The sequence below is a fragment of the Baaleninema simplex PCC 7105 genome, assembly GCF_000332355.1.
In the GTDB taxonomy this organism is placed as follows: domain Bacteria; phylum Cyanobacteriota; class Cyanobacteriia; order Cyanobacteriales; family Geitlerinemataceae; genus Baaleninema; species Baaleninema simplex.
On record NZ_KB235961.1, the window covers coordinates 64,374 to 91,023 of the forward strand.

Sequence of the window (26,650 nt, forward strand, 5' to 3'; positions counted from 1 at the left end):
TTCACGGTAGAAGCGCGGGTTGTTTTTCCCAACGTCCGATGGCTTTACCAATGACGGCGAGTTCGTCCATCAACTGACGGAACTGTTCGGGGGTCAGCGATTGCGGCCCGTCTGAGAGGGCTTTCGCCGGGTTCGGGTGAACTTCGATCATCAACGCATCCGTCCCGGCGGCGATCGCTGCTTTGGCCATGGCGGGAACGAACGGCGCCCAACCCGTCCCGTGACTGGGATCGATGGTAATGGGAAGGTGTGTCAGCGATCGCAACACCGGTAACACGGACAGATCGAGGGTGTTGCGAGTGTAACGGCGATCGAAAGTACGAATTCCCCGTTCGCAGAGAATCACGTTGGGATTTCCCGCTGCCAGGACATATTCTGCCGCCATCAACCATTCTTCGATGGTGGCGGACATTCCCCGTTTCAAGAGAACCGGTTTTTCCTGCGCCCCAACTTTTTTCAATAGGGCGAAGTTTTGCATATTGCGAGCGCCAACTTGCAATACATCGGCCACTTCAGCGATTTTCTCAATATCTTCGGCGTCCATCACCTCGGTTATCACGCCCAATCCAGAGGCTTCGCGGGCTTTCGCCAATAGCTCTAGGGCGCTTTCGCCGTGGCCTTGGAAGGCGTAGGGAGAGGTACGGGGTTTGTAGGCTCCCCCCCGAAGGAACTTCGCCCCGGCTTCTTTAACGCGCAGGGCAGTTTCGACGATCGCCTCTTCGCTTTCGACCGAACAAGGGCCGGCGATCGTGACGACGGGATGGTGTTCGCCGAACATCACGTTTCCCTCTGGAGTCGCGACGCTCACTGCACTCGGTTCGCCGTGACGGAACTGTCGGCTGGCGCGTTTGAAGGGTTCTTCGACCCGTAACACCTGTTCGATCCAAGGGCTGATTTCTTGGAGTTGCAGGGGATCGAGAGCGGCGGTGTCACCTACCAAGCCGATGACGACTTTGTAACGTCCGACAATGTTTTCGGGTGTGAGTCCCCAGTTCTCCATTTCTCGGTTGAGGCGATCGATCTCCGCCTGAGGAGTACCGGGTTTCATCACGATAATCATACGAACTGCTCTCCCACGATCGTTGTCAGCCAGCGATGCCAGCTCGGGTTTTACTTTCTTTTCTAATTGTAGTGAATTCGAGTGAACTGCCACTCATCATCGCGACGCGACAGATTAGTGGCTTCCAGCTTCAAAGGGGATCGCCTCCGGGAGCATCGAACGAATCCGACCTTCCTTTGGTCTTATCCCTCTTTTGTCATTTTCGGAATAAAAATTGCGATCGCAGCCGTTTAATGCTTGTCGAGGAGAGAGTTTGAAAAATATTTCGACTTGAATTCTACAACTGGTAGACTTTTGGCGAATACAATCTCCCAAGTTCAAGCACGTTACGAGCTTCAGGATCTTTTTCTAATCGGACTCGACCCCAGTTTGTTGACACTCCCCAGCTATCACGGCGTGGGGATTCTTCCTTCAACGATCCGACTTGCTCTGACAGGTTTGCACCAGCCAAAGTAGCGGTCAAATCTCCAGAAGCGTTCACCTCGACTGCGCTCGGTGAGCGAAGCCGAACCAAATTTTTTGATAAATTTCAAGCGATCGCCAACCTGATAAATTCCATCCCACTATCCCATCGATCGGGAATCGCCAAAACCCCTATTAAGAGCGCTTCCCACTCTCCATCGGTTCGTGGACGAAACGAATATAAAGATGTTTGAAGGTCGATCGCAACACTCGGGGCAATCCAAAATCGATCGGCATCAACGCCTCGGGAAGTTTCCAATCCGCTACGGCTAAATCGGCCGGTTTCGCGAGGGGAAATTCCAGAGTCTCGAACTTCGGACAAACCCCCAACCGCTGCGAGGCGACGACTGTGGGAACGATCGCCGGATCGACGTTGAGGAGATGCAGCAGCGCCAAATCCAAGGCGAATACGTCCGTCGAAGCCGCCAACACGCCGAGTTCGCGGGGTTCGCCGCCACTCGGGCCGTTGCCTTCGTGACCGATAATACCGTCGAGAATCGTTAAATTGGGGGCGATCGATCGCGCCGTTTCCACCAACATTTCTGCAAAGCGATCGACATCCTTTCCCGCTTCGACGTGCCACCAGGCTTTCATTTTCCCCGGAACGCAACCGAAGAGGTTCTTGACCCCCATCGTCATCGTCAACTGGACGTGAGATTTAACTTTAGGCAGGTTAATAACCACATCGGCGTCCATCGCCTCTTTCCCCAACCGCAGATGGTTAAAGTTGCCGTTTTCAGTGTTATAGCGTTTTCCGCGAAATTCCACAATTGGCAAATTCAAGGCGTCCATGAGGGGAAGATAGCCGTTGGCTTTAGCAACACCTTTAGCACTCCCAAACGCTGGACTGTCGCCAAGAAACGGTTTTCCGCCGACCTCCTTCACCATCTGCGCCACCGCGTACACCACCTCGGGGCGAGTGACGCATTCCTTCGTCGGACGGGAACCCGTGAGAAGATTGGGTTTGAGCAGTACGCGATCGCCCGGTTTGACGATCGCCCCCATTCCTCCCAGCGGTTCGAGTAACGGCTCGAGAGACGCCCGCAGCGCATCGGTTTCGTAGTAGCGCGATCGTATTAAACTGACAACTGACACAGTGATTTCCTCGTCAAGCGTTTTTTCGGTACGTTAACACAGTCCCTCTGTCCTATCTCGCCAAACACCTTCTATGCTTAAAGGTGAGGCAAAAGGCAAAAGGTCGAGAGGCAAAAGACAAGAGGCCATACAGCACTACTTCTCCTTTCCCTCGAGCCGGAAGCTCCCTTGCTCCCCCTCCGACCACACCGACACGGTAATATAGGGCGATCGTCGTATAGCAGTCGAACCGAATGGATACGCGGGAACTGAAATTTTTATTGAAACTGTTGGGGATGCCGGACTACCGAGCGCCAATTTCCCAAGTCAAGCCCAACAATCGCACCAAAGCGGCCGAGCGCGATCGCCTCTGCCATACCTTGTGCGATCGCGGTTTCGTCGATTGTAACGAAGAAATCGTTCAGTTTCGCATCGCACCGCCGGGAAACGCGCTGCTACGTCTCGATACGAGTCGGCTTCCCGTGACGGAAGATGAAATTAAAGTCTTGAAAGCTTGCGCGGAAGAGAGTATTTCCCCCAAAGACACCGATCTCGATACGGAACACCGCCAAGTCGTGATTCGCAAACTGGTCGAACGGGGCTTGATTAAAGCCGAAAAAACCATAATTCAAGAGGTTTGGCTGACACCTCGCGGCCTCGACTACCTGCGTCACGAATACATCCCCAGCGGAAGCGCCCTGGAACTGAATTTGAACCACCTCGCCTGCTACCTTCAGTTTCTCCGCAAATTCGACAGTTCCCAAACCGATACCGAAGCCAAACCCCCGTCGAAACCCGTCCCCAAACCGGTCAATCCCCAGCGGCGTTTGACAGAAAAGCCCAACGACACCGATATTTGGTACGCCGTCGAAGAACTCGACCGACTGCTCGGAACCGATAACTACTTACCGATCTTCTACTTGCGCGAACGGCTACAGCCTCCCCTAACGCGGGAAGAACTCGATCTGGCCTTATATCGCTTACAACGAGGCGATCGCATCGAGTTAAGTTCTCTGCAAGAGGCCGCTCACTACACGAGCGAACAAATCGAAGCCGGGATTCCTCAAGATATCGGAGGTCCGCTGTTCTTTATCATCCGTACCTAGACGTATCGCTTTGTCGCCGAGGTGAACTATGACCGCGATCGATCGCATTATCCAACGGGAGCCGAACCCGTTCGACACGGAAACCTTTTGGTCGGGGAATTTTTGGCAAGAAGTCCAAAATCCCGATCTCACCGTCGATTCTATCCACCAAGACGCCCTCGACGAAATCGAAGCGGTTCTCGATCGCGTGGCGGACGACCGGCGATCGCGTACCATTCTCCTCGAAGGAGAAACGGGATCGGGAAAAACCTATCTTCTCGGACGCCTCAAGCGATCGATTCAAACCGGTAACGCGGACTCCGCCAGTCCTCGCGCCTTTTTCGTTTACGTCGAACCCTTCACCGCCAGCGATTACATTTGGCGACATATCCTCCGCTACACCGTCGACAGTCTCCTCGAAAAACCCGAAGGCCAAGACAAATCGCAAATTCTCCTCTGGCTCGAAGACCTCTCAGACGTTCAACAAGGAGGATTCATCGATTGGCTGCGGGGGGGCGTCCGTCAGATTTTCGTCCGCAAACTCCTCGAAGCCTATCCCTCGGGAATCTACAACGCACAGGAGTTTTTCGGCGCTCTCTACCACCTCACCAACCCCGAGTTATACCCCATCGCCTGCGAGTGGTTGCGCGGCGACGACCTCGACGAAGACTCGCTGCGAAAGTTGGGCGTGCAATCGACCATCGACACGGAAGACGCCGCTCAAAAAACCCTAGCCAACTTCGGACGCATCGCCGACGCAACACAGCCGATCGTCCTTTGTTTCGACCAACTCGACAACATCGCTCGCAACAGCGACGGAAGCCTGGATTTACAATCGCTGTTTCGCGTCAACGCCATGCTCCACACGCAGAAAGTCAAAAACTTTCTGTTCGTCATCAGCATCATTACCGATACTTGGAGACAAAACCAGGCTCGCATTCCCGCCACCGATCGCGATCGCATCGATACGACGATTCGCCTCAAACAAATCACCCTCGATCAAGCCGAAGCCCTCTGGGCCAGTCGCCTCTACCTGTTGCACCGCCAAACCTACCCCCAACCGGAATCTCCCATTTATCCTCTGGCTCGCCAATATCTCGACGATAAATTTCCGGGGGGAAAAACGCGACCCCGCAACACGCTGATTTTGGGGCGGCGACTGTATCAGGAATCGAAACTCGACCGACTGCAATCGGGGATCGTTCGCAATGGTGGAACCGAGTTTTCTCACAACGGGTCGAGTCCTTCGCTCCCGCCAAAAGTTCCCACAGACGCCACGAGCGACCCCGCTGCGGCGTTCAAACTGGTGTGGTTGAAAAAATTCAAGCAAACGGAAGAACGGGTCAACCGCCTGCGTCAGTATGCCGCTCCCGAGTTGATGCAAATGCTGGCTGAAGCCCTCAGCGTCTTGAAAGTCGAAGATGTGCGATCGCGCCTGCTTCCGAGTCGGACTTACGCCAGTTATTCGTTAAGCTATCGCGCCCCCGGAACCCCCGATCGCGTGGGGGTGGTGTGGTCGGAAGATGCCAATATGGTGAAGTTTTTCAACCTCCTCAAAGCCTGTCGCGAAGCCCTCGATCGCAAGCTCTGTCACACGCTGCAACTGGTTCGCGCCGAAGGAGTCGGCTCGCCGAGCAATCGCGGCTATCAACTCTATACAGAGATTTTCAGCGACGATCGCAACAACCATTTCATGTCAGATTTGGTGTCGGTGCGCTATCTTTCGACCTATCACACCCTCGTCAACGACGCCCTGTCTGGAGAACTGGTGGTGGGAGAAGAAACCCCCGACCTCGATCGCCTCGAATCTCTGACTCGTCAAACGGAGGTTTTGACAGACTGTCCGCTGTTGCAACAACTGGGCTTTTTTGAAACCACCGTCGCCCGCGAGGAAGCTGAAGCCTCCCTTCAAGCCATCGAGGATTTCATCATCAACCGCGTCGTCAACCAACAGTGTATGGCGATCGAACAACTCATCGAAGAAGCGATCGCCCAATTCGGCGGCGTCAGCAAACAACAGGTTCACCAACTTATCGAAACCCTTTCCCTCAGCGATCGCCCCGTACGAATTCTCGATCCCGACCTTCCCCTCGAAGAACAGCTCGTTATCGCCCAAACGTAAATGGTGACCCGAGACTGGTGACTGGAGACTGATAACTATGGCTTCTATCGAGCAGCTCGTCCAACGCGCCGTCAATCCGTTCGACTCGACGACCTTCCGGCCGGGGAATTTTTGGCACGAAGACCGCCCAACCCACGCTACGATCGAATCGATCCACCAGGAGATCGTCGCAGAAATCGAACGGATTCTCGAGACCGTCGCAGGCGATCGCCGCAGTCGCACGATTTTACTGTCGGGGGACTCGGGATCGGGGAAAAGTTTTCTGCTGAGTCGCCTCAAACAGCGGTTGAATCCCCAAGCTTTTTTCACGTATATCGGCCCCTGGCCTGAAAGCGATTATATTTGGCGTCACACCCTACGCCACACCATCGACAGTCTGACTTACGTTCCCGAGGGAGCGCAGGAATCGCAACTGTTGCTGTGGTTGAAGAGTCTCTCGGCCTTTCGCGATCGCGGCTTTCTCAAACGTCTCATCGGCGAACGCCATCTCTTCGTCCACAACTTCAAATCGACCTATCCCACGGGAATTTACAACGCCAACGAGTTTTTTAGCGTTCTCTACCACCTCACCGATCCACAACTCTATTCTCTGGCGTGCGATTGGCTCAAAGGGGACGATCTCGACGACGAAAGTTTGAAGGCGTTACACGTCAGCAGTTCCATCGATACCGAACACAAAGCCCAGAGTATTTTAGGAAACTTCGGACGCATCGCCACCGCAACTCAGCCGATCGTGTTGTGTTTCGACAACCTCGATAACGTCGATCGCAGCGATCGCGGCTATATCGACTTACAGGCGTTGTTTAATGTCAACTCCATCGTCCACAACCAAAAGCTGAAAAACTTCCTCGTCATCGTCAGCATCGTCACTAATACCTGGAACGAAAACGCGCGACACGTCCAACCGGCCGATCTCGCCCGCATCGATACCGAACTGCACCTGCGCCCCATCGATATCGATCGCGCTCAGCAGCTTTGGGAAACCCGTTTAGCCCCGCTTCACCGCCAAGCGGACAGTCCGCCCCCTTCTTCCCTGTATCCCCTGTCTCGGGAGGCTCTCGAACAGAAATTTCCCGGCGATCGCGCCCTTCCCCGATCGGTGTTGATGTTAGGGCGATCGCTCTTTCAACAGGCGAAAATCGGCGTCGCCAACGGGGGATCTCCCCACTTCGAGACGCCTGTGATGTCGGAGGTTGAAGACGGAGGCGATCGCCCCACTGACGAACTGGCCGCCTTCAAACTCACCTGGGAAACCGAACTGGTACAAGTCCAGTCGAAAGTTCGCCACATCCGCCAGTTTTCAGCACCGGAACTCATGCAAATGTTGCGTCAAGTTCTGGAAGTTTTAGGCGTGACGGGCGTTCGCCCCAAACTTCTTGAAAGTCCCACTTACGGACGTTATTCTTTAAGTTTTTATTGGTCGTTCAAATTCGGTCGCGTCGGGGTTATTTGGATTGAAGAGCCGAATTTAGTCAGTTTTTGTCGGGTGATGAAAGCAGCTCAAGAGGCTTTGGAGAAAAACACCTGTCAGTTTCTATATCTCATTCGGGCTGAAAATTTAGGAGTTCCCAGGAATCAAGGATATCGCCGTTATAAAGAGTTGTTTGTCGATTCGATCCACCGTCACATCATTCCCGATCTCGACTCGCTTCATATTTTGGAGACTTATCACAACTTCGTAAATTCTGCAAAATCGGGAGATTTCGTCCTCGGCGATCGCGCGATCGATTTTGAAGAGTTGAAAGCGTTAACGGTACGAGCTGAAGTGTTACAAGATTGTCGATTGTTACAAAAACTCGATGTCTTCAGTCACGATTTGGGAAGTTTGCTCGAAATTGAAGAACGCGATCCCTTCGATCGCGTTAAAGAATATATTTTCGCCCTCGTCAAAACTCAACAACTCATCGGACGAACGGTATTAGTCGAAAGTACCAACGCGCAATTTCCCGATTTCCAAAAAGATGACATCGATCGAGCCATTTCAACTCTTTGCCAAGAAAATCGTATCGCTATCCTCAACCCCGATTCTAACCCGGAAGAACACCTGATCGGTTACGTCATATCGTCGTAACGTAGCCTCACTGTCAAATATCCAATCGAAACTGAAATTTCTGGAATTAACCGAAATTGGTGTTTGCAAACAAAAAACTCAATTTAAAATCAATTGGAATTCCGAAAATAGTAAGGTTGGGTTTCGGCTTCGCTCAACCCAACCTGCGGCGATCGAAACTCAAAGACTACTGAAATGCTTCCATTTGTTCCGGTTCTTTCAACGAACGACCGAAGGGAAATAGCGACATGGGAATCAATTTAATATGTTGCTTCGCAAAGGGCAATCCCACAATAGTAATCGCCAAAATTGCCGCATGGGTCAAATGAGAAATTGCAATTTCCCAGCCAAACAACACGATCCAAACGATATTAAAAATAATGGTAAGCGTGCTGTTGGCGCTCTTATCTTCAATGATTTCCTTACCGAAGGGCGTCATCGTCGCAAAACCCAATTTAATGGTTTGCAAGCCGAACGGAATGCCAACAATGGTGACGCACAACGCCAAACCTCCGATAATATAACCGAGTCCCGACAGGAACCCGCCGAAAATCAGCCAGATGATATTTCCAAGTAAACTCATTGGGAACTCCCGGTCTTGGTAAAGTTTGAAGACGCGACTCGCAGACTCGACCCTCGCCTCACTATCGATCTAACACAATTTCTCTCATGGACGACAAAACTGCACGAAACTTTCTCATCGACCAAGGAATGACGTTAGAGACACGGCGCAATCCCGATGCGTTCTTAATGCTCCTCGAACGGGGAAACGCACCGATTCCCGGTCAGATGACCTCGATTTTGCTGGCGTTGAAGGTGTTGTATCGATCGCTCGAAGGTCGATCCCAGATCGATCGCGAGTTGACTTACGCCTTGCATCTGCTGGTGTTGGAAAGTCAGCGTCAGTTCGAGCGAGGTCGCAATTGCGGCGTGTCCTGGCCGCCGCTGTTGGCGGAGGATTTGAACCGCTTGGAACGCGCCGTGGCGAGCATTTTTACCGGGAAATGGCAGGATTGAGACCAGATGTAGTGAAACCGTTCGAGAAACTTTCACGGATGTGAGCGATCGCCGGGAGAGGTTTGGGGAAGGCTAAGGCTAGGCTTGGGGTGTCTCCCGCGATCGCCATCTCTGCGGAATGGCGATCGCCTCTCCTGTAGCCGTAAAACAGCCAAACCGCTACCGATCCTCACTCGAACCTCCCCAACTGCGATGACTGACCTCGCCATCGAAACCCGCGACCTCAGCAAACAGTTCGATCGCCAACTCGCCGTCAACGAAGTCGACCTCAACATCAATTACGGTGAAGTGTACGGTCTCATCGGACCCAACGGCGCGGGAAAAACCACCCTGATTCGGATGTTAGCCGCGATCGAAGAACCCACCACCGGAGAAATTTACTTCAACGGGGAACGGCTGCGACCCGATCGCCCTAACCCCAATCTCCAACGACATCTCGGCTACCTTCCCGACGACTTTCCCCTCTACGACGACCTCACCGTTTGGGACTATCTCGAATACTTCGCGCGACTGTACCACCTGCGAGAACCCACGCGATCGCGCCGCCTCTTCGACGTACTCGAACTCGTGCAACTCGTCCCCAAACGCAACAGCCTGATTTCCACCCTTTCGAGAGGAATGAAACAACGGCTGAGTTTGGCGCGAACCGTCATTCCCGCCAGCTCAACCGAGTCGGCCAGTCTGAAACCAAGCCGCTAATGGCGGGTATAGATTTTTAATGTTGTGCCTGAAATTTGGGAGCAAACCGCTATTTTAACACTACCCAAAAAGTCTTCACCACATCCCCCATTAGCCCCCCAAAGGAGAGGGGGGTTGCGGGGATGGAGGGACTTGGGCATCTCTATTAATTGACTATTGGACTTAAATCATGAGATAATTAAACAGTACAAATCAAGGATAATGCCATGGGTCAAAAAGGTTTTTGGGATTGGGAAAATCGCCATGCTAAGCTAAGCAATAAAAAAATCTTGCTTGACCAGATTGATGAATTGATACCCTGGGAAGAATTTCGTCCAATCCTCAAAGTAATTCATCAAAAGCCTCGCCTCAGTAATGCAGGTCGTAAACCCTTGGATACGATCTTAATGTTCAAATTAATTGTGTTACAAAAACTCTTTAATCTTGGCGATGATGAATTAGAATATCAAGCCAACGATCGATTATCCTTTATGAAATTTCTACATCTCGGTCTTGAAGACTCAATTCCGGATGCAAAAACGGTTTGGCTTTTTCGAGAACAACTCACCCAACACGGATTAATTGAAGAGCTATTTAATCGATTTGACGACTATCTGCGAGATCGAGGATATGAAGCTGAGGAAGGGCAAATTGTGGATGCGACTCTCGTGCCAGTCCCTAAACAAAGAAATAGCCAGGAAGAGAATGATAAAATTCGCCAAGGAGAAACTCCAGAAGGATGGGAAAAAAATCCCCATCGCCTTTCCCAAAAAGACCTTGACGCTCGTTGGACTAAAAAGAATGGACAAAGTTACTATGGATATAAAAATCATATTAGCATCGATGTAAAATTTGGTTTTGTCCGAAGTTATCATGTAACAGATGCATCAGTTCATGACTCAAAAGCATTAGGTAAAATTATCGATGGTGAGAATTTAGACGATCGAATTTGGGGTGATAGTGCTTATCGAAGTGAAGATATTGAATGGGTTTTAGAGCAGCTTGAATTTGACAGTAAAATTCACGAAAGAGCTTACAGAAATAAGCCTTTAAGTGAAGAGCAAAAGTCAAATAATCGTCAAAAATCAAAAATCCGGGCTAAGGTCGAACACGTCTTTGGGGCTTGGGTGATGAGCATGGGCGGAAAACTTCTACGTTCAATTGGAAAGATTAGAGCTAACGCCAACATTGGCTTGAAAAATCTAGCCTACAATATCCGTCGATATATATTCTGGGAAACTCAAAAAGAATAACAGAATATTCTCGTTCTAAAACTTCTAAAATAGATGATTTTTCTCAAGAAAATACCTCTTAATATAGAAGAATAAAAAAGATGGTCTTCGAGATGTGAAAGACCATTTTATTTTTTTATTTTGAACTCAAATAATGAATTTTTCGAGGTTCCCACTTGTCTGAGTGGGTAAAACCGCTGTTTGATACGGAATCCGAATTTCAAATACTGGTTTTGCCTAACCTGACAAGTCCCTCTCTGTGTCCTCTGTGTCTCTGTGGTGAAGGCTTCTTGAAACCTAGCCTATCGGGTAACGGATTCCGTAACTAACCACCCTTCGCCCACGAGAAACCCGGTATCTTTGATGAAGATACCGGGTTTTGCAGAGTGCAGAATTCGATCGAACACTCTTCACGCTACACTCTTCATCCTTAACTGACTTACGTTCCCGACTGCCAGGAATTGATATATTCGATCTGTTCGGGGGTTAGCGTATCCATCTCGATGCCCATCGCCTTCAACTTCAGGCTGGCAATTTCACGATCGATCTCTTCAGGAATCGAGTGAAGACCGGCTTCGAGCTTTCCTTTATTCTTCACCAAATACTCACAAGCTAAGGCTTGGTTGGCGAAACTCATATCCATCACCGCACTGGGATGACCTTCCGCCGCCGCTAAGTTCACCAGGCGACCTTCACCCAACACGATGACCGATTTTCCACTGTTGAGCTTGTACTGTTCCGTAAACGGCCGCACCGTTTTCACTTCGCTCGTCATCTCCTTGAGAGATTTCAGGTCGATTTCGATGTCGAAGTGACCGGAGTTACAGACGATCGCGCCGTCTTTCATCGCCTCGAAGTGTTCGCGGCGAATCACGTGCTTGTTCCCCGTCACCGTTACGAACAAGTTCCCCAACGGTGCTGCTTCTTCCATCGGCATCACGCGGAAGCCGTCCATGACCGCTTCGATAGCGCGAACTGGGTCGATTTCCGTCACGATCACGTTAGCGCCCATGCCGCGACCGCGCAAGGCGACGCCTTTACCGCACCAGCCGTAACCGGCGACCACCAGGGTTTTACCCGCCAGCAGCATATTGGTGGCGCGAATGATGCCGTCGAGGGTCGATTGACCGGTTCCGTAACGGTTATCGAAGAAATGCTTCGTATCGGCATCGTTGACGTTCATCGCCGGGAAGGTCAGCACGCCATCGTTGAACATGGCACGCAGGCGCACGATTCCGGTGGTGGTTTCTTCGTTCGTCCCGATGAGTTCGGGGAGTTGGTCTTGACGCTCTTTCACCAGCGTCGCTACCACGTCCGACCCGTCGTCGATGATGATGTTGGGGTGGTGGTCGAGAGCGATTTGAACGTGGCGCTCGTAAGTTTCGGCGTCTTCCCCTTTAATGGCGAAAACAGGGATGTTGTGGTCTACAACCAAACTCGCCGCCACGTCGTCTTGAGTCGAGAGGGGATTGCTGGCAATGAGCAGAGCGTCCGCACCGCCTGCTTTTAAGGCGATCGCCAAATGTGCCGTTTCCGTGGTGACGTGGCAGCAAGCCACTAATTTAATGCCCGCAAGGGGCTTTTCTTGCTCGAAGCGATCGCGGATTTGCGCCAACACGGGCATTTCCCGACCTGCCCAATCGATACGTTGTTTACCCTGGGGCGCCAGAGCGGGATCTTTAATTTCGTGCTTGATAGCCGTTGCGGTCATATGTCAGTGACTTCCTTTACAAAAAGACAATCTTATCTAGGGTACTCCGTCCTACTGAGAACGAACAGGGCAGGGGAGAGGGGGAGAGGGGGAGAGGAGGAGCCGGGGAGAGGGGGAGAGGGGGAGAAATAGCCAATTGTTTTTCCTCCTCATCTCATCATCGCCTCATCTCGATCTATTTTTCGATTTTGACCGATTGAATCTTGTCGCCTTGAGCGATCGAGAGAACTACGTCCATGTCGTCTGTTTGGCCGAAGACGGTATGAACGCCGTCGAGGTGGGGTTGGGGTTCGTGACAGATGAAGAATTGGCTTCCACCCGTGTCTCGTCCGGCGTGTGCCATCGACAGGGTTCCGGCGACGTGCTTGTTCTTGTTGATTTCGCACTTGATGGTGTAGCCGGGGCCGCCGGTTCCGTTTCCGTTGGGACAGCCGCCTTGAATCACGAAACCGGGGATGACGCGGTGAAAGATCAGACCGTCGTAAAATCCTTTTTCTGACAGTTCGACGAAGTTTTTTACAGTGCTGGGCGCGTCTTCGTCGAAGAGTTCGAGGTTAATCGTTCCCTTGTCTGTTTCCATTATGGCTCGGGTCATGGCGTTCTCGTTTTAGGTGCGGGTTATTTGCAAACTGACCTATATTAACGCACTGTTGCTGCGGGTTCGAGCTGGGCTTCGGTAGAATAGCGAGCGGTTTACGAGAATTCGATCGAAATTAGGATGGCACAGTATTTTGCAACGGTGGCGCGAGGTTTGGAAGCGATCGCGGCGCGGGAATTGGAGAGTTTGGGGGCGCAGTCGGTGCGGCCGGAGTTTGCTGGGGTGGCGTTTGAAGGCGATCGCACGCTGTTATATCGCGTCAATCTGTGGGGAAGAACGCTGTTTCGGGTTCTAGTCCCGATCGCGGCGTTTCGCTGTACTTCGGTGCAAATGCTGTATCGAGAGGTTCGCGATATCGACTGGGAAAATTATCTCAGTCCCGAAAATACGTTAGCGGTCGATTGTACGGGGAAAAACAAACAGCTCAACCACACGCACTTTAGCGCCCTCCAGGTCAAAAATGCCATTGTAGACCGCCAGCGAGACCAGTTTGGGGTGCGATCGAGTGTGGATGTGGCAACTCCCGATTTGCGCCTCAACCTTCACATTCACCGCGATCGCGCCGTGTTGAGTCTCGACAGTTCCGGCAGCAGTTTACACCGTCGCGGCACTCGCCCGGCTGTGGGAGCTGCACCGTTAAAGGAAACTCTGGCGGCGGCGTTGTTGGAGATGGCGAATTATTCTCCTGAAATCCCGTTTTTAGACCCGCTGTGCGGTTCGGGAACGCTTCCGCTAGAGGCGGCGATGAAAGCGGCGAACGTGGCACCGGGGTTGTTTCGCGATCGCTTTGGGTTTGAAACTTGGCGAGATTTCGACGCGGGAGTTTGGGCGCAGTTAAAACAGGAGGCGAAGGCGGCGAGAAAACTGGAACTTCCGGCGTTTGTGGGGGGAAGCGATCGCGATGCGGACGTTCTCCAACAGGCGAAAACGAACGCCGAACGGTGTGGGTTGGGGGGAAAGATTGCGTTTCAGTGCGCCGACGTGCGCGAAATTGAAGCACCCTGCGATCTCGGAATTTTGATGTGCAACCCACCTTACGGAGAACGCTTAGGCGATCGTCAGCAACTCGGGGCGTTTTACAAACAACTCGGCGATACGTTCAAACAGCGATTTAAAGGCTGGACGGCGTACGTTCTCACGGGAAGTAAAGACCTTGCCAAACAAGTCGGATTGCGAGCGTCTCGCCGCGTTCCCGTCTCGAACGGGGGGTTAGATTGCACCCTTTTGGAATACGAATTATATTGATTTTTTGGTGTCTTTACTGAGAAAAAACTTCAAAAATATGGCTCTTCGGAGTTTAGGGTGACAGAAAAACTAACTTCACGAGATTTCAAGGGTTTTGGCTCTCGAATCTTCAATTTTTTGTATCATGCTATACATTTATAACCACAAACTCCGAAGACCCAAAAATATATCTTAGGAATTGAATTTAAATTGATAGTTTTTTCTCTGAAAAAACAATCTCAAAAAATCGACGCTAATGCCAAAAAAACTTTGAGATTAACATTTTTGGAGTTGAGAAAACCGAAATTCAACCTACTGCCTGTTCCCTGTTTCCTGTTCCCTGTTCACGGAACGCGAATTTGTGCCAAATACGTATCGCGATAGTAGTGGGAGAGAATTTGACGGTAATCGTACCCCTGTTCGGCGAGATATTTCGCCCCCCATTGACTCATCCCGACGCCGTGGCCGAAGCCGCGACCGGAAATCGTAAAATATCCGCCGTAGGAAGTGACGGTAAACAGCGAACTTCGCAGTCCTAAAGCCGAGCGAATGCTGTCGCCGTCCACCATCGCCGTTCCCCCGTCACCAATGACTTTCATCATCACGATGCGGCCGTTGGGAGTCGTCCGTTCGGGCTTCATGTCGTATACATTACCGACACCCGATAAGCTGTGGGTAACGTCCCACTGGGACAGGGTTTCCGTCCATTGATAGTTGGGGGATTGGCGATCGAAATCAGGAACGCCCCGCAGATAGGGTTTCGCTTCGTCCCAAATCGCTTCGGCGTCTTCGGTATGTCCTCCCGAAGAGGAATGAAACACCGCTTCGATGACTTTTCCGTCGTGGCTGAGGACTTGTCCTCGGGTGGCGTGAGTGGCGGCGTGGGTGGCGGCGGCTTCTTCTTCCATGCCTCGATACACTTGCCAAAAGGTATCGTCTCCCACATCGTAAACGTCGTTTCCGTACCGCTGTCGTTGGTAGAGGACGTAAGACCGAGCGGCGACGGCTTGAGCTTTGAGGGCTTCTCGCGGCCAGTTGGGACTCATTTCCGCCCCGAGAACGCTGTAGATGTAAGACTCAATATCGACGTAGTTCACGGCGGTCATGCCGTAACCCCGAGGGACTAACAGCACTTTGCCTCGATACCAGCGATCGCCGATGTAAACGTAACCACGATCGCTCGGTTCGATCCACAACCGCCCCGCTTGCCACTGAGACAGGGCGACGCTTCCCTCGGAACTGCGTGCGAGATGGGCGTGCATTCCGGTTAGGTTGCCTAAAACGTTGCCCGAACTATCGCGAATTCGGGCGGGGGTCGAACTACCAACCGTCAGTTCGCTGACGTCTTGTCGAACGGCAACCCGCAATTCTAAAGCGGAACCAGGCGTCCAGACGAACGCCCACCAGACTAGCGAAATCCACCAACTTTTGAGAAACGTTCTCGAAATTTGTCGAGACGGTTTTTTAGAGTGGCGATCGAGGGGTTTTTTGGGCGTCGGACGCGATCCCCTCAGTCGAGATCGCCTCGTTTGAGGCGTTAGAGATACTGTAGAATTCGAGCGCAGCATCCGTTACTTTCTCCTCACAATTGTCAAAGCACAGAAGCACAGACCTCGTCGATGCTAGAATAGCATAGGAGTTTGAAAACCCCGATCCCAGCGCTGCGGATCGACGGTCGCCCTCCCGTGCCTTACGGCTCGACGCAGACTTTCACGAGATTCGATCGCGTGCAAATTACGTTTTTAGGAACGAGTTCGGGCGTCCCAACTCGGTCGCGTAACGTTTCCAGCTTAGCCCTGCGCTTGACAGAGCGGGGGGAAATTTGGCTGTTCGATTGTGGCGAGGGAACGCAACACCAACTGCTACGGAGCGATTTAAAGGTCGGACGCATTCGCCGTATTTTTATTACCCATATGCACGGCGACCACGTTTTCGGGTTGATGGGGTTGCTGGCCAGCATTGGCTTGGCCGGAAATCCCGATCGCTTGGATCTTTACGGACCGCCGCAACTCGAAGACTACTTGCACGCTTGTACTCGTTATTCTCACACCCATTTGTCTTACCCGATTCGGGTTCACAAGCACCGGCCGGGTCTCCTGTTTGAAGATGAGGACTATCGCGTTACCTGCGAGCGACTCGACCATCGGGTGACGGCTTACGGCTATGCGGTCGAAGAAAAGGAACGTCCCGGCCGCTTCGATGTGGAAAAAGCGAAGTCGCTGGGAATTCCCCCCGGTCCAGTTTACGGACGGCTCAAACGGGGCGATCGCGTGATGCTCGCCGACGGTCGCAAAATCGATGGGAAACATCTGTGCGGACCGCCACAACCGGGTCGTAAAGTGGTGTATTGCACCGATACGATTTACTGCGACAACGCGGTGAAACTCTCTCGCGATGCCGATGTGTTGGTTCACGAAGCGACTTTTTCTCACCTGGATGCTTCCATGGCCGAGCAACGCCTGCACTCGACCTCGACGATGGCAGCACAGGTCGCTCTGGCGGCCGGCGTCAAACAGTTGCTTATGACCCATTTCAGTCCCCGTTACGCACCGGGAAACGATATCCAGTTAGAGGATTTGTTGGCAGAAGCTCGGGCGATTTTCCCCAATACCGATCTGGCTTACGACTTTATGACTTACGACGTTCCCAAGGTGCGAGATAATGTCGCGGCGACCGCGTAAACTGCGTCAGCTGTTGAGGTTGCTGCGGGAATGGGAGGACGACGATGGACCATCCCCGGTTTCGGCGATGCGACGACAAAGTTCGCGGAGGCTAACTTGCGTGTTGACCTGCAAACGAGGTTTCGGGAGTTCGTCGTTCGGCCAGAAGGAAAGATCGTGACAGGGACAGGTGGCGCAGGAGGGCGTCCCGTGCAGTAGGATGGGAACGGGCATTTGACAGCGAGCGCAGGGGTCGATGTCCCACTGAGGTTCGAGAAGTTGGCGAACGGTTTGTTGCGTGCCTTCGAGATAGCAATCGCCCGAATCGGGCGATACGCAGAGTTCCCAGCAGTCGTTAAAGGCTTGGCTGTAGCGATCGCCGTGAAAAATGGGTTCGGGCAATAGGGTCTCTCCCGACTTTTCAACGACGAGCTTTTTGCCGAGTTGAAACCAATAGGCTAAATATTGTTTGACTTGGGTTTCGGAAGCCATACTTGCTCGAGGTGTAAAAGTCGTGGGTCTGTATTCCTATGCTAGATCCGATCGGTGAAATTCACTCTGTCTAAAGTTGTATATAAGATTAAGGTTCCTGTTGGCAGTGCCGAGACAGACAAAATCGGAGATCGTGGAGATCGCGTGAGGAAAAGGGACTCGGAGATCGCTGTATTTCCAACTGAAAAAATTGGGAGAAACACCCCCCAAGTCCTATATTCGGGCGAAGTAAATTTAGCGATCGGTCAGTTTGAAAACAATTAAATTCTGTATTTTTCGATAAAATTTCAGAAGATTTCAGGGGTAGGCGGGGTGTGGTCGAGTTTGAATCCTCGGGATATCGAGAACGCCGACTGACACGCCAGACGGACGGGACGATCGAGTTTCAAACTCACAGGTCGCGTGCCACTGCGATCGCGCTCGGATAAGGCGATCGCAGCAATTTTGCCGACGATCTTCCGCTGCCATGTCAGTATATAGGGGACGAGCAGGCAATCTTTGGGGTTCGCAACGGTTTCTTTGAAGGGTTATCGAGCGTGGAAGAACACGAGCCAAAGACAGACCGACTGTACCGAGAACTCGAGCTAGCGAGAGAGGAACTCGAACGACTGCGGGTCGATCGCACCCTCAGCGACGTTCAAACGGAGTTACTGCGAACCTTGTTAGCCTTCGGGGAAAAACCGACGCGATCGCTGGCCCTGAAATCGATCGCCCAGCAAATTTTGAAATCGGTTAACCAAATTGCCAACATCTCCGAAAGCAGTTTGTTTCTGCTCGACGAGTCCGGCGTCGTCGTTGAAAGTATCTTAGCGCGAGGCGCGACGATTCGCGATCGCAAACAGTCCATCGTCGGACAGGTTTTAGATAGCGGTTTGGCAGGATGGGTCTACCGAGAACGTCAGATCGCGATCGTCACCGACACGGCCGCCGACGATCGCTGGATGCCGCTTCGGAACACCCCCTATCAGGTTGGTTCGGCGTTGTGCGTGCCGATTTGCCGCAAACAACGAATTTTGGGAATTCTCACGCTCACCCATCCCCAAACCGCCTATTTCCACGCTGAAACGGCGAACGTCATGCAGGAACTGTCCCATCGTTTGGCGTTGGTTCTCGACCTCGTTTGGTCGTACGCAGACGACGGACAACCTCCCGTCTCTCCATCGTCTCCCCCTCGACCTCCGACTCCACCCTCTCCCCTACCTCGATCGCCGCAGCCGGAGTTATCGCGTCCCACGCCGTCTCCCGTGAAATCTCCAACGCCCGATACGAGCGACCGTCCGCCCAAAACCCTACCGATTCGCTCGAAAGTTCCGCCGCCTCCCCCCCGCACTCAGCCCCCGATTTCTTCGCGTCCGCCGTTAGACGTTCCGTTGAGTCGGTTATCGAAACTCGGGTTGTACATCGTGGTGTGGGACGGTAAGTTTCTCTACGCCAATCGGCAACTCGCCCGAATTTTTGGGTATAGAACTCACGAGTTAGCTTCTCTCAAAACGATGTTTTATTTGATTGCCGATTCCCATTACGATATCGTGTCTGAGAAAATTTATAAGTGCGTTCGCGGTCAAACGAAGTATCTTTCTTGTCAGTTTCTGGGAAAATGTAAAGACGCAACGACGATCGACGTAGAAATCTATGGCGTTCGCACGCAGTTTTACGGAAAGCCGGTGATGGTTGGCGCGCTGCGAAAGCTCGAGGTGTGAAACGTTCGCGCGATCGATAGAATTGAATTGATAAGTAATGCTATTTGGATTTTTTAAATTCTTACTACGGAAGATTTTTTACGGAGCAGCATCATTACTGTGCATAACTACCCAAAAGCCCACTTCAGTTTCTTTACATTTGAGTTACCGAACGTTCGAGAATGCGTGGATTGACCGACCGTTCGTAAAAATTTACAATAGAAGCAATAGAATGACGCATTTTATCCCTCGGATCGAGTTCGGCATCGAGAACGCGCTTCCACACGGCCAAAGCATTTCGCCGCGATCGCCCCAACACCACCGCCGATGTCAGCCACGGGATATCCAATCCTTGCAATACCATCACGATCGAAGTTACAGTCACCGCTTCGTCTGGTAACGCCTCTGCATCTACCGTGACCTGAAGTTGGCGTTCCTCAACTGCCGCCGTCACCCGAGCGTCGTTTTGCCAGACGGCAACGTCCAGCAGTTGCGAGAGAGCCTCTGAGTCGCCGCCTTTAGCTTTTTCCCACACGCTCGAGGGAATTAGGGCCTTCACTCGGGTTTCGAGAGCGGCGATGGCGTTCGCGTCACCGAAAACGCTCGGCAACTCAAACTCTTCTTTCCAAAGCGGTTTGCTCGCACCCTCTAGTTTGGCCGACACGCAAACCTGCGAGATCGCTTTCGGGTTCAACTGCATCAGTCCGACGCGCACCCATTGCTCCAGGATCGTGCGGTCGGGAAGGCTGCCTTTGGCGCTGATTTCAACCTGCAAACAGTACTCTTGGCGGCTCGCTGTCACTCGGACGTGTTGCCATTGGAGTTGGTGGTTCATGATCGCGGCGATCGCCGTGGGATTCCCACGTTTCGCGAGCTGAAGAGCTTGAGCTTGAGTCATTTCGCCAACTCCGGTTTACCGCGTCCGTTAACTTTACTTATAATTTATCTAATATTCGGCAAAGACGGGATCGGTGTTTGTACCTGTCTTTGCCTCAAAGTTTACACTATCCTAAAACTCAGTAATTTCACTTAAGTTATATCGATTTTGACAATCGCTCCTACCGAAAAACACCGATCGCTCTCCGCGTAAGACCGAGGAGCGGCTCAAAAAAATACCCAAACACTTTGAATGCGATGAGTCGCGATCGCCTCACACGAGCAACGCAACGAGATGTCGGACGATCGGGGCGTGATAAGTCAACAGATAATCGAGGCGATCGACCAACAAACTTAAAATTAAATCCTCGTATTCCATCCCGTATTCCCGCAATCCCTGAACCACCAAACTCGTTTCTGCTTCAGTCGGACGTTTGAGATCGGGTTTGGGATTGGCCTCGAGAACGTAAAGTTTGCCGTCGGCATCCGTGCGTAAATCGATTCGCACCAAGGCATTCAAATTAAAATCCCAATATACCTGTTTGGCTAAGGAAATTAACGCTCGAGACATATCGGCATCCTCGTTTCCGAGCAATCGCAGTCGGTGTTCTGTAATTGCCCTGCGATCCATCGACGTAAAGATCCGTTCGTTGGCTTCTAAGACGCGTTCGATCGTCGAAAAGGCAAAGGGTTCGGGGTTTTTTCGTAACGTTCCGCCCGCACAGGTGATGTAACCGCACACCGACACGCAAAACTCCCGCCCCGATAAATAGGTTTCGATCGAAGCGGTATTGCGCGTTAACCGGTGAACCTCCGCCACAGCATCCGGTAAATCTGCGGCGTCGTCTACCACGAAAATATTTAACGACGCTCGCCCGGAAACGGGTTTGACTACGAACGCCCCGCGATAGTGTCCGAACGTCGTCAAAAAACGAGGGTTCGTGCGAGGATTGAGAATACCTTGGGAGGGATGCCAGGTCATAAACGGTGCGGTTCTCACCCCGAACGCCTGGAGTTCTCGCTTGAAGACGTGCTTGTTGTCGAGAGTCGAGCTGTTGAGCGGATCGTGTCCCACGTAAGGAACCCCTAACATTTCTAAGATGGCAGGGGTGTGACAGACTGGATCGTATCCCTGGACGCCTCCCGTGTTCAGCCACGCAAAATGAATGTTTTCTTCTTTGAGGCGTTGGGGTAGCGTCATATCGTCCGGCATGACGCTGACGTACTCGAACCCCAAGTTTTTTAAAGCTTCGGCGATATCCCAGGCAACTTTTTCGTAAGTTTTAGTCGATCGCGGGTTATGGGTTTTGTAGATGACCGCCCCGTCGCGATCCTTATCGCCGCCATGAATGACAGCAATCCGCAGCTTCGATCGCAGGCGATCGAGATAGTCTGGAAAGCGATCGAACGAATAGGTGAAATGTAGTTCTGTTAAGTCAAGCGTCATCGACATTCCAAAGTTCAGAAGGCTACAAGGGAGAGGGGGAGAGGGGGAGCCGGGGAGAGGGGGAGCCGGGGAGAGGGGGAGAGGGGGAGAAACTGTTATCTGTTCGCTGTCTTCACTGGTGACTGGTGACTGGTGACTGGTGACTGTACAAAGCCTCATCATCTCCTCATTTTTAGTGAGAATGGCTCGATCGAGCGAAGTAGATTCCGATTAGTACAACGAAAAAGGCGATCCAGTTCGTCCAATTCAAGACTTCTCCGAAAATCGCCCAGGCGAATATCGCGGTCAAAATTGGTTCGAGTAGCAGCAAAATCGCGACGAATCCCGAGGAAAACTGTTTGAGGCTGTAAACGAGTAACCCTTGTCCTAAAGCCTGACAGATAACCGCTAAAGCAGCAACAGCAAACCAACCTTCCCAGGTTTGGGGAAACAGGCGAGCTTCGGACAGCCACGCAACGGGAAATACCAGCATCGCCCCCACGCTACACCGCCACAGTAAAATCGTCGTGGCTGGATACTTGGTTCGCAAGCTCTCGACGAGGAGCAAGTTCGCCCCGTACAGCATCGCTGAAACTAGGGCGATCGCATCGCCGAGAAGATGTTCGGCCGAAATTTGTAAGTCGTCGAAACCGATAAACGTCGCTCCGATGACGGCGACACCCGTTCCGATAACGAAGCGGCGATCGAACTGCTGTCCCAACAGCCACCACCCGCCCAAACTGGTAAAAATTGGGGTCAGGTTCCGTAAGACGGTGGAGTTGGCGACGCTCGTTTGAGTCAGAGACCACGCCCACAATGCCACGGAAGTCGAGGCGACAGCAGCTACGGCCACTAACCGCAGAATGTCTGAGGTGGTGTAAGGGGTGTTGGGTGGTGTGAGGGAAAAGTCGCGATCGTCTCGCCACTGTCGCAGGACGTCGAGCATCCAAAATACCACGGTGGCGATAATGAGTCGGTTGAAAATCGTGGCGTTGGGGCCGATTTCCCGTTCTGCCAATCGAATGAAAATCGCCGCACAGGAAACGGCGACGAGGGCGATCGCGAGGGTGAGAAGAGGGAGGAGGTTAGCGGAAAAAGCGGAGAGAGAGAAGGGTTTCTGGTGAAGTTCCAGATTGTCAGTCATAGTGTGGGTGAACTGCGATCGAAGCGTTTGGCGTTTGTAGGCTCGCGAGTGGGGAACGCGAGGGAGCGGCGATCGAGGAACGTTGGGAAGATTCGGAGTCGGAGGAAAACAGAGGGGCGATGAGGGCGAAAAGGATGCCGCCGAAGACGAGTATTTCGGCGATCGCGAGGAGACGAGAGGGAGGGTTCGACATTTACGGTTTCCAAATTGACTGGATTTGCGGCCACCACTGGCGAGGCGTGTCGTTATCGCGAGTGTGCCACGTCCACATCGATCGCAGCAAGGAGAGACCCCCGACCCAAAAGGCGGTTACGAGGTGAACGATCGCGGCGATCGCCATTGTTACCCAAGCCCACAAATGTAGGGTATACCAGGTTTCGTATAGTTCTCCGGCGGGCAACCACGCTTCTTTCATCATACGCCCGGTGATGAGGGCAAAGGTGGCGGCCAATAGCATCACGGTATTGACGAGGCGATGCAGGGCGTTACGTCCGGCGGGACGATGGAGTTGTCGGAGTTGGCGCAACGTGTTAGCTCCGACGAGCCGATTTTGCCCTAAATGGAAGCTGTACAGGGCAAAGAGGGGTAAACAGAATAGTAACGCTACGCCAAAGGTTCCGTGAATGCCGATGATATCGGGAATTGTCGGTACGGACAGTTGCAGTAAGCGTCTGTCGTAGGTCAGATACACCCAAGCGGCACTGAGTAAAGCCAGCAGGATAACAACAGCGGTGAGACCGTGGAGCAGACGCAAAAGTGAAGGTTGGTAGGGCTGCGATCGCGACATGGCAAATGTAGAAATTCAGACGGGTTTTCGAGCGATAGATTTGTTTATAGCACAAGTCTCGATTGGGTTCGTCTCTATGGGCGATCGCCGAACGTTCGAGCTTGAGTTTTTTTAGAAAAATTCAAAAAAATTGAAATATTTATATTTTAAAAATATGAGCGATCGCGATTTTGGGTTGGTTCGGTTGTTTAAATCGCGGCTTCGATGCGATCGAACGGTAAAACCAAAAGGGCGCATCTCACTTTTGCGATCGGAATTCCACCCATCTTCCCCGAACTCACGGAGAGGCGCCAAAGTTAGAAATGGCGTTCTACACGATTGAAATTAATTTAATAATGTAAATAATTGATTTCGTAAAACAACTAATTTTAGGATAACATCAAAATTTTGATTCGCAATAACTTTTAAAATTCAAAAATCAAATTTTAAATAATTTATGATGTAAAAATGAATCAAAAATGATATTTTTTATATTTTTGTGAAATTCATTTTTTTTGATAAGATTAAAAACAGTAAGACTTTTAAAAACGTCCGAATCTATCATGGAACTGACCCTCTTAAGCCTAGAACTCACCACAATAACGTTAGTGGCGATCGGGTTGGCAGCCGATGCCTTCGCCGTTTCGCTGACCAGCGGCTTAGCGATTCGCCACATCAAACTCAACAAAGCCCTTAAAATTGCTCTGTTTTTCGGTGGGTTTCAGGCATTCATGCCCTTACTGGGTTGGGGGATGGGGTTGGGATTCCGTCAGGCGATCGCCAGCATCGACCATTGGATCGTCTTTGTGCTGTTGGTATTTCTCGGCGGACGCACGATTTACGAAGCTTGGCAAGATACGGACGACGACAAACCGTTTAACCCTCTCAGAATCGAAACGTTGTTAGTGCTATCCGTTGCGACGAGTCTCGATGCCTTAGCTGCGGGGTTGGGATTTTCGGTGTTAAAAATGCCAATCCTACTGGCGATTTCGATCGTGGGAAGCGTGACCTTTAGTCTGTGCGTTCTCGGTGTTTACATCGGTCACTATTTTGGCGATTGGTTCCAAAGCAAAGTTGAGATTGTCGGTGGGCTAATTTTAATGGGAATTGGCAGTAAAATCCTGTGGGAACATCTCAGCGTCGAGGTATTTCAAAGTGTAGGTTGACCGCCTAAGTGGTGCAGAAAGCTTTTTGAGAGGGTCTTCTGGGTTTAAGGCGATAAGCTAATTTTATGATAAGTAAAACCCTTACTGTAGGGACGTCATGGCAATGCCTCCCCCGCCCAATTTCGCATTCAAAATAACAAATTACACCGCAATTCCCGAAGACTCTTTCGAGATCGGGAATTGACAAAAAACATAAAATATGTATTTAGGGGGTGTCATCAATTAGGAAACTTGACTAAATCACCGTGATGTGTAAGAGGGGGATTCAGAGCAACCAAATTACATCAGAGCAACCAAATTACAACCGCTTCGACAAACAAGCGGTTATCACCGGCGGTCACTCCGACTGTACCGGGGCGACCGGGTAGCAGGTCTTTGATACGTTCCCATTGGTCATCACGAAGAGCGTAGCGCCGAGTCATGGTGTTTTCGTGAAGCTGGAGTGGACGGACAGCAGATTATCCACATCACCCCCTCTTTGTCAACCCTGTTAATTGATGACACGCCCTAGTAAGCTTAGCTAAGGTTTAAAATATGTAAATTATAAAAAAATAACTGCTTAAAAAATTTAATATTATATTTGTCTCGATTTGAAGAAAATTACTATAATTGAGAGACTTGCAAGAAGATAAGCTGATATCAGGTTCGCGATAATTTAAAATAATTTTTACTTATCGCATTGAGGTTATATATAGCAGTACGACGTCGTTTGCGAATTGTTTTCAGGATAGATCGTTACGGAATGGGGTTTTCAGCCGATCTGTTTCCGCAAACCATTTAGGATTGCTATAGATCCGTTGAGTTATGGAGTCCAACAAGTATGTCTGAGTTTCAGCGTGTTCCCCCATCGTCTAAAACCTCCGACGCTCACGTCCCCCAAAGCTCTCGATCGAATTCCAAGTCATCTCAAAAGGACGCTTTGAACCAACCTTCGATGGAAGGGTTATCTTTTCCCGAGCGTTCCGATCTGCCTCTGACTCGCGAGCAAGCTGAGGCGGGACGGGTGAGAGACGAAATTTCCGATACTAAATCGATTCCACAGGAAACTGAAGGGTGCATCTCAATTCTTCGATAAGTATAAATACTTAAAGGAGTAAATCCCCTTCTAGCAGTCCTTGAGGAAGATATTGACAAATTGCCGAACTTGTGTGTTTGCGAAAGTGAGATGCACCCAAACTGAAGCTTCAAATTTACGGGCAGAAACATGGCCTGGACAAGTTACCTTTAGGCTAGGTAGTAATGCCTCTGAGGATCTATTACAACACTATGCGATTATTCCACCTGACCCTGATGGTGTAGTTTCTCTAGTTACTCAAGCTACAACCTATGGGGTGCATCTCACTTTTGCACCCGGAACCCCACCCATCCTCCCCGCGAGATCGGGGAGGTGCCGAAGGACGTTCGGCGAGCGCTCAGTCGAGGCGCGGAGGGGTCGTTCTACGAAATTGAGATGCACCCTTAAAATTAAACGCAAAGCGTATTGATTTCGTGATTTCTGCAACTTTGAGCTTAGGAATCAGCTTTCTATGATTTTTTCAGATTAATTCTGCATCTTAAGTTCGGAAGAGCCGAAAAAACCAGTGTTTGAAATTCGGATTCCGTATAAGACGCCATCGTTACATTTGGCAACTGAAACTCCAATAGCGATCGCGAGCAAAGGTCACAGCACGAGATTTTGCACTCTCATCGACCGTTACGGATTCCCCCGCACCGTGAAAAAAACGAAGGCACGAGTCAACGGCTTACAGGCAGGCGACATCGTGCAAGCGACCGTGCCGAACGGGAAATATCGCGGACAGTGGACCGGAGCGATCGCCAGAGTGAGAGAAAAACGCCCTCCCGCCCTGCGTCCCTTCGGAGGAAAGCAGCTCGATTTAACCGCTAAAACGCAAATTCATGTAATTCACAAACAGGATGGTTATGAATACGGCATCAACCCGTGCGGGCATTCCTCCCGACGCTGACCGCAAGCGGTACAACGCGGGTTCCCTGCCCGCTTAAGCTGGGCGCGTTTTAACCTGCGATCTCCACAGCTAATCTAGTGCAGCGTCAAAACTTAATTTTAGGGTAGACCGAGGCCAGCTTGCAGCGTGCGTCCTCTACCTTCATCTGCCAGTCAACCCCGCGC

General features: G+C 51.4%; 23 protein-coding genes and 2 pseudogenes. 11 read left to right on the forward strand and 14 right to left on the reverse strand.

Going from position 1 to position 26,650, the window contains the following annotated elements; genetic code table 11:
• Nucleotide 1: 1 nt before the first annotated feature.
• Nucleotides 2–1,060, reverse strand: coding sequence for a 3-deoxy-7-phosphoheptulonate synthase (gene aroF / locus GEI7105_RS0125070; protein WP_017663149.1), 1,059 nt, complete (start codon nt 1,058–1,060; stop codon nt 2–4).
• A 597-nt stretch (nt 1,061–1,657) separates the two neighbouring features.
• Nucleotides 1,658–2,617, reverse strand: a complete 960-nt coding sequence (locus GEI7105_RS0125075) for an Npun_F2552 family protein (RefSeq protein ID WP_017663150.1) — start codon at nt 2,615–2,617, stop codon at nt 1,658–1,660.
• 233 nt (nt 2,618–2,850) lie between these two features.
• Here GEI7105_RS0125075 and GEI7105_RS0125080 point away from each other — a divergent pair, with 233 nt between their 5' ends.
• From GEI7105_RS0125080 to GEI7105_RS0125090, 3 genes are read left to right on the forward strand one after another with little or no spacing between them, the layout of a single operon-like run.
• The gene (locus GEI7105_RS0125080; RefSeq protein WP_017663151.1) at nt 2,851–3,702 is read left to right on the forward strand and encodes a hypothetical protein; all 852 of its coding nucleotides are present in this window, start codon (nt 2,851–2,853) and stop codon (nt 3,700–3,702) included.
• Nucleotides 3,703–3,730: 28 nt separating this feature from the next.
• The gene (locus tag GEI7105_RS0125085; RefSeq protein WP_017663152.1) at nt 3,731–5,803 is read left to right on the forward strand and encodes an ATP-binding protein; all 2,073 of its coding nucleotides are present in this window, start codon (nt 3,731–3,733) and stop codon (nt 5,801–5,803) included.
• A gap of 37 nt (nt 5,804–5,840) precedes the next feature.
• Complete coding sequence (locus tag GEI7105_RS0125090) at nt 5,841–7,874, forward strand: ATP-binding protein (RefSeq protein WP_017663153.1); 2,034 nt, start codon at nt 5,841–5,843, stop codon at nt 7,872–7,874.
• Nucleotides 7,875–8,040: 166 nt separating this feature from the next.
• On the opposite strand, the gene GEI7105_RS0125100 is transcribed toward GEI7105_RS0125090, so the two are convergent.
• On the reverse strand, nt 8,041–8,436 hold the full coding sequence (locus GEI7105_RS0125100) for a YccF domain-containing protein (RefSeq protein ID WP_017663155.1): 396 nt from the start codon (nt 8,434–8,436) through the stop codon (nt 8,041–8,043).
• A gap of 86 nt (nt 8,437–8,522) precedes the next feature.
• On the opposite strand from GEI7105_RS0125100, the gene GEI7105_RS0125105 reads away from it, so the two are divergent.
• From GEI7105_RS0125105 to GEI7105_RS0125115, 3 genes and pseudogenes are all read left to right on the forward strand, one after another.
• Nucleotides 8,523–8,870 carry a hypothetical protein gene (locus GEI7105_RS0125105; protein ID WP_017663156.1) on the forward strand — a complete coding sequence of 116 codons (348 nt, stop codon included), beginning with the start codon at nt 8,523–8,525 and terminating at the stop codon, nt 8,868–8,870.
• 192 nt (nt 8,871–9,062) lie between these two features.
• Nucleotides 9,063–9,524: pseudogene (locus GEI7105_RS32445) on the forward strand (ABC transporter ATP-binding protein); the annotation flags it as partial.
• Nucleotides 9,525–9,775: 251 nt separating this feature from the next.
• Nucleotides 9,776–10,801: an IS5 family transposase gene (locus GEI7105_RS0125115; protein ID WP_017663158.1), complete on the forward strand. Its 1,026-nt coding sequence runs from the start codon at nt 9,776–9,778 to the stop codon at nt 10,799–10,801.
• Between the two features lie 418 nt (nt 10,802–11,219).
• Here GEI7105_RS0125115 and ahcY read toward each other — a convergent pair whose 3' ends face one another.
• Nucleotides 11,220–12,491, reverse strand: a complete 1,272-nt coding sequence (ahcY, locus tag GEI7105_RS0125120; protein ID WP_017663159.1) for an adenosylhomocysteinase — start codon at nt 12,489–12,491, stop codon at nt 11,220–11,222.
• Nucleotides 12,492–12,666: 175 nt separating this feature from the next.
• The gene (locus GEI7105_RS0125125) at nt 12,667–13,086 is read right to left on the reverse strand and encodes a peptidylprolyl isomerase (RefSeq protein ID WP_026097954.1); all 420 of its coding nucleotides are present in this window, start codon (nt 13,084–13,086) and stop codon (nt 12,667–12,669) included.
• 123 nt (nt 13,087–13,209) lie between these two features.
• Here GEI7105_RS0125125 and GEI7105_RS0125130 point away from each other — a divergent pair, with 123 nt between their 5' ends.
• Nucleotides 13,210–14,334 (forward strand): THUMP domain-containing class I SAM-dependent RNA methyltransferase, encoded by a 1,125-nt coding sequence (locus tag GEI7105_RS0125130; protein WP_017663161.1) that lies wholly within the window; start codon nt 13,210–13,212, stop codon nt 14,332–14,334.
• 323 nt (nt 14,335–14,657) lie between these two features.
• Here the strand turns inward: GEI7105_RS0125130 and GEI7105_RS0125135 are convergent, their stop codons facing one another.
• On the reverse strand, nt 14,658–15,881 hold the full coding sequence (locus GEI7105_RS0125135; protein WP_017663162.1) for a SpoIID/LytB domain-containing protein: 1,224 nt from the start codon (nt 15,879–15,881) through the stop codon (nt 14,658–14,660).
• A 159-nt stretch (nt 15,882–16,040) separates the two neighbouring features.
• On the opposite strand from GEI7105_RS0125135, the gene GEI7105_RS0125140 reads away from it, so the two are divergent.
• Nucleotides 16,041–16,994 carry a ribonuclease Z gene (locus GEI7105_RS0125140; protein ID WP_026097956.1) on the forward strand — a complete coding sequence of 318 codons (954 nt, stop codon included), beginning with the start codon at nt 16,041–16,043 and terminating at the stop codon, nt 16,992–16,994.
• A 6-nt stretch (nt 16,995–17,000) separates the two neighbouring features.
• Here the strand turns inward: GEI7105_RS0125140 and GEI7105_RS0125145 are convergent, their stop codons facing one another.
• Nucleotides 17,001–17,465 carry a hypothetical protein gene (locus GEI7105_RS0125145; RefSeq protein ID WP_017663164.1) on the reverse strand — a complete coding sequence of 155 codons (465 nt, stop codon included), beginning with the start codon at nt 17,463–17,465 and terminating at the stop codon, nt 17,001–17,003.
• A gap of 297 nt (nt 17,466–17,762) precedes the next feature.
• On the reverse strand, nt 17,763–17,933 hold the full coding sequence (locus GEI7105_RS38845) for a hypothetical protein (RefSeq protein WP_158413268.1): 171 nt from the start codon (nt 17,931–17,933) through the stop codon (nt 17,763–17,765).
• A gap of 68 nt (nt 17,934–18,001) precedes the next feature.
• Here GEI7105_RS38845 and GEI7105_RS33960 point away from each other — a divergent pair, with 68 nt between their 5' ends.
• The gene (locus GEI7105_RS33960; protein WP_051044237.1) at nt 18,002–19,165 is read left to right on the forward strand and encodes a GAF domain-containing protein; all 1,164 of its coding nucleotides are present in this window, start codon (nt 18,002–18,004) and stop codon (nt 19,163–19,165) included.
• A gap of 133 nt (nt 19,166–19,298) precedes the next feature.
• On the opposite strand, the gene GEI7105_RS0125165 is transcribed toward GEI7105_RS33960, so the two are convergent.
• The 5 genes from GEI7105_RS0125165 to GEI7105_RS0125185 all read right to left on the reverse strand — a co-directional run bounded on the left by GEI7105_RS0125165 (nt 19,299) and on the right by GEI7105_RS0125185 (nt 23,377).
• A complete protein-coding gene (locus GEI7105_RS0125165) occupies nt 19,299–20,042 on the reverse strand; it encodes a hypothetical protein (RefSeq protein WP_017663167.1) in 744 nt (247 codons plus the stop codon).
• Nucleotides 20,043–20,294: 252 nt separating this feature from the next.
• Nucleotides 20,295–21,467 carry a D-alanine--D-alanine ligase family protein gene (locus GEI7105_RS0125170; RefSeq protein ID WP_017663168.1) on the reverse strand — a complete coding sequence of 391 codons (1,173 nt, stop codon included), beginning with the start codon at nt 21,465–21,467 and terminating at the stop codon, nt 20,295–20,297.
• A 172-nt stretch (nt 21,468–21,639) separates the two neighbouring features.
• Nucleotides 21,640–22,590, reverse strand: a complete 951-nt coding sequence (locus tag GEI7105_RS0125175; protein ID WP_017663169.1) for a DMT family transporter — start codon at nt 22,588–22,590, stop codon at nt 21,640–21,642.
• Nucleotides 22,583–22,783, reverse strand: a complete 201-nt coding sequence (locus GEI7105_RS0125180; protein WP_017663170.1) for a hypothetical protein — start codon at nt 22,781–22,783, stop codon at nt 22,583–22,585. The genes GEI7105_RS0125175 and GEI7105_RS0125180 overlap by 8 nt, the downstream gene beginning before the upstream one ends.
• Complete coding sequence (locus tag GEI7105_RS0125185; protein WP_017663171.1) at nt 22,784–23,377, reverse strand: cytochrome b/b6 domain-containing protein; 594 nt, start codon at nt 23,375–23,377, stop codon at nt 22,784–22,786. It lies immediately after the preceding gene.
• A 542-nt stretch (nt 23,378–23,919) separates the two neighbouring features.
• On the opposite strand from GEI7105_RS0125185, the gene GEI7105_RS0125200 reads away from it, so the two are divergent.
• Nucleotides 23,920–24,522 carry a manganese efflux pump MntP gene (locus tag GEI7105_RS0125200; RefSeq protein ID WP_017663174.1) on the forward strand — a complete coding sequence of 201 codons (603 nt, stop codon included), beginning with the start codon at nt 23,920–23,922 and terminating at the stop codon, nt 24,520–24,522.
• A 299-nt stretch (nt 24,523–24,821) separates the two neighbouring features.
• Here GEI7105_RS0125200 and GEI7105_RS37910 read toward each other — a convergent pair.
• Nucleotides 24,822–24,944 (reverse strand): annotated as a pseudogene (locus GEI7105_RS37910) (IS5/IS1182 family transposase); the annotation flags it as partial.
• A gap of 1,290 nt (nt 24,945–26,234) precedes the next feature.
• On the opposite strand from GEI7105_RS37910, the gene GEI7105_RS0125210 reads away from it, so the two are divergent.
• Nucleotides 26,235–26,486, forward strand: a complete 252-nt coding sequence (locus GEI7105_RS0125210; protein WP_017663176.1) for a hypothetical protein — start codon at nt 26,235–26,237, stop codon at nt 26,484–26,486.
• The last annotated feature ends 164 nt before the right edge of the window (nt 26,487–26,650 follow it).

Excerpts from the sequence above, each read along its gene's own strand:
- GEI7105_RS0125170 (WP_017663168.1), bottom strand. The coding sequence starts at position 21,467 with ATGACGCTTGACTTAACAGAACTACATTTCACCTATTCGTTCGATCGC.
- GEI7105_RS0125180 (WP_017663170.1), bottom strand. The coding sequence starts at position 22,783 with ATGTCGAACCCTCCCTCTCGTCTCCTCGCGATCGCCGAAATACTCGTC.
- GEI7105_RS38845 (WP_158413268.1), bottom strand. The coding sequence starts at position 17,933 with ATGGCAGCGGAAGATCGTCGGCAAAATTGCTGCGATCGCCTTATCCGA.
- GEI7105_RS0125105 (WP_017663156.1), top strand. The coding sequence starts at position 8,523 with ATGGACGACAAAACTGCACGAAACTTTCTCATCGACCAAGGAATGACG.
- GEI7105_RS0125175 (WP_017663169.1), bottom strand. The coding sequence starts at position 22,590 with ATGACTGACAATCTGGAACTTCACCAGAAACCCTTCTCTCTCTCCGCT.
- GEI7105_RS0125185 (WP_017663171.1), bottom strand. The coding sequence starts at position 23,377 with ATGTCGCGATCGCAGCCCTACCAACCTTCACTTTTGCGTCTGCTCCAC.
- GEI7105_RS0125090 (WP_017663153.1), top strand. The coding sequence starts at position 5,841 with ATGGCTTCTATCGAGCAGCTCGTCCAACGCGCCGTCAATCCGTTCGAC.
- GEI7105_RS0125100 (WP_017663155.1), bottom strand. The coding sequence starts at position 8,436 with ATGAGTTTACTTGGAAATATCATCTGGCTGATTTTCGGCGGGTTCCTG.
- GEI7105_RS0125125 (WP_026097954.1), bottom strand. The coding sequence starts at position 13,086 with ATGACCCGAGCCATAATGGAAACAGACAAGGGAACGATTAACCTCGAA.
- GEI7105_RS0125080 (WP_017663151.1), top strand. The coding sequence starts at position 2,851 with ATGGATACGCGGGAACTGAAATTTTTATTGAAACTGTTGGGGATGCCG.
- GEI7105_RS0125165 (WP_017663167.1), bottom strand. The coding sequence starts at position 20,042 with ATGACTCAAGCTCAAGCTCTTCAGCTCGCGAAACGTGGGAATCCCACG.
- GEI7105_RS0125135 (WP_017663162.1), bottom strand. The coding sequence starts at position 15,881 with ATGCTGCGCTCGAATTCTACAGTATCTCTAACGCCTCAAACGAGGCGA.
- GEI7105_RS0125145 (WP_017663164.1), bottom strand. The coding sequence starts at position 17,465 with ATGGCTTCCGAAACCCAAGTCAAACAATATTTAGCCTATTGGTTTCAA.
- aroF (WP_017663149.1), bottom strand. The coding sequence starts at position 1,060 with ATGATTATCGTGATGAAACCCGGTACTCCTCAGGCGGAGATCGATCGC.
- GEI7105_RS0125200 (WP_017663174.1), top strand. The coding sequence starts at position 23,920 with ATGGAACTGACCCTCTTAAGCCTAGAACTCACCACAATAACGTTAGTG.
- GEI7105_RS0125130 (WP_017663161.1), top strand. The coding sequence starts at position 13,210 with ATGGCACAGTATTTTGCAACGGTGGCGCGAGGTTTGGAAGCGATCGCG.
- ahcY (WP_017663159.1), bottom strand. The coding sequence starts at position 12,491 with ATGACCGCAACGGCTATCAAGCACGAAATTAAAGATCCCGCTCTGGCG.
- GEI7105_RS0125085 (WP_017663152.1), top strand. The coding sequence starts at position 3,731 with ATGACCGCGATCGATCGCATTATCCAACGGGAGCCGAACCCGTTCGAC.
- GEI7105_RS0125115 (WP_017663158.1), top strand. The coding sequence starts at position 9,776 with ATGGGTCAAAAAGGTTTTTGGGATTGGGAAAATCGCCATGCTAAGCTA.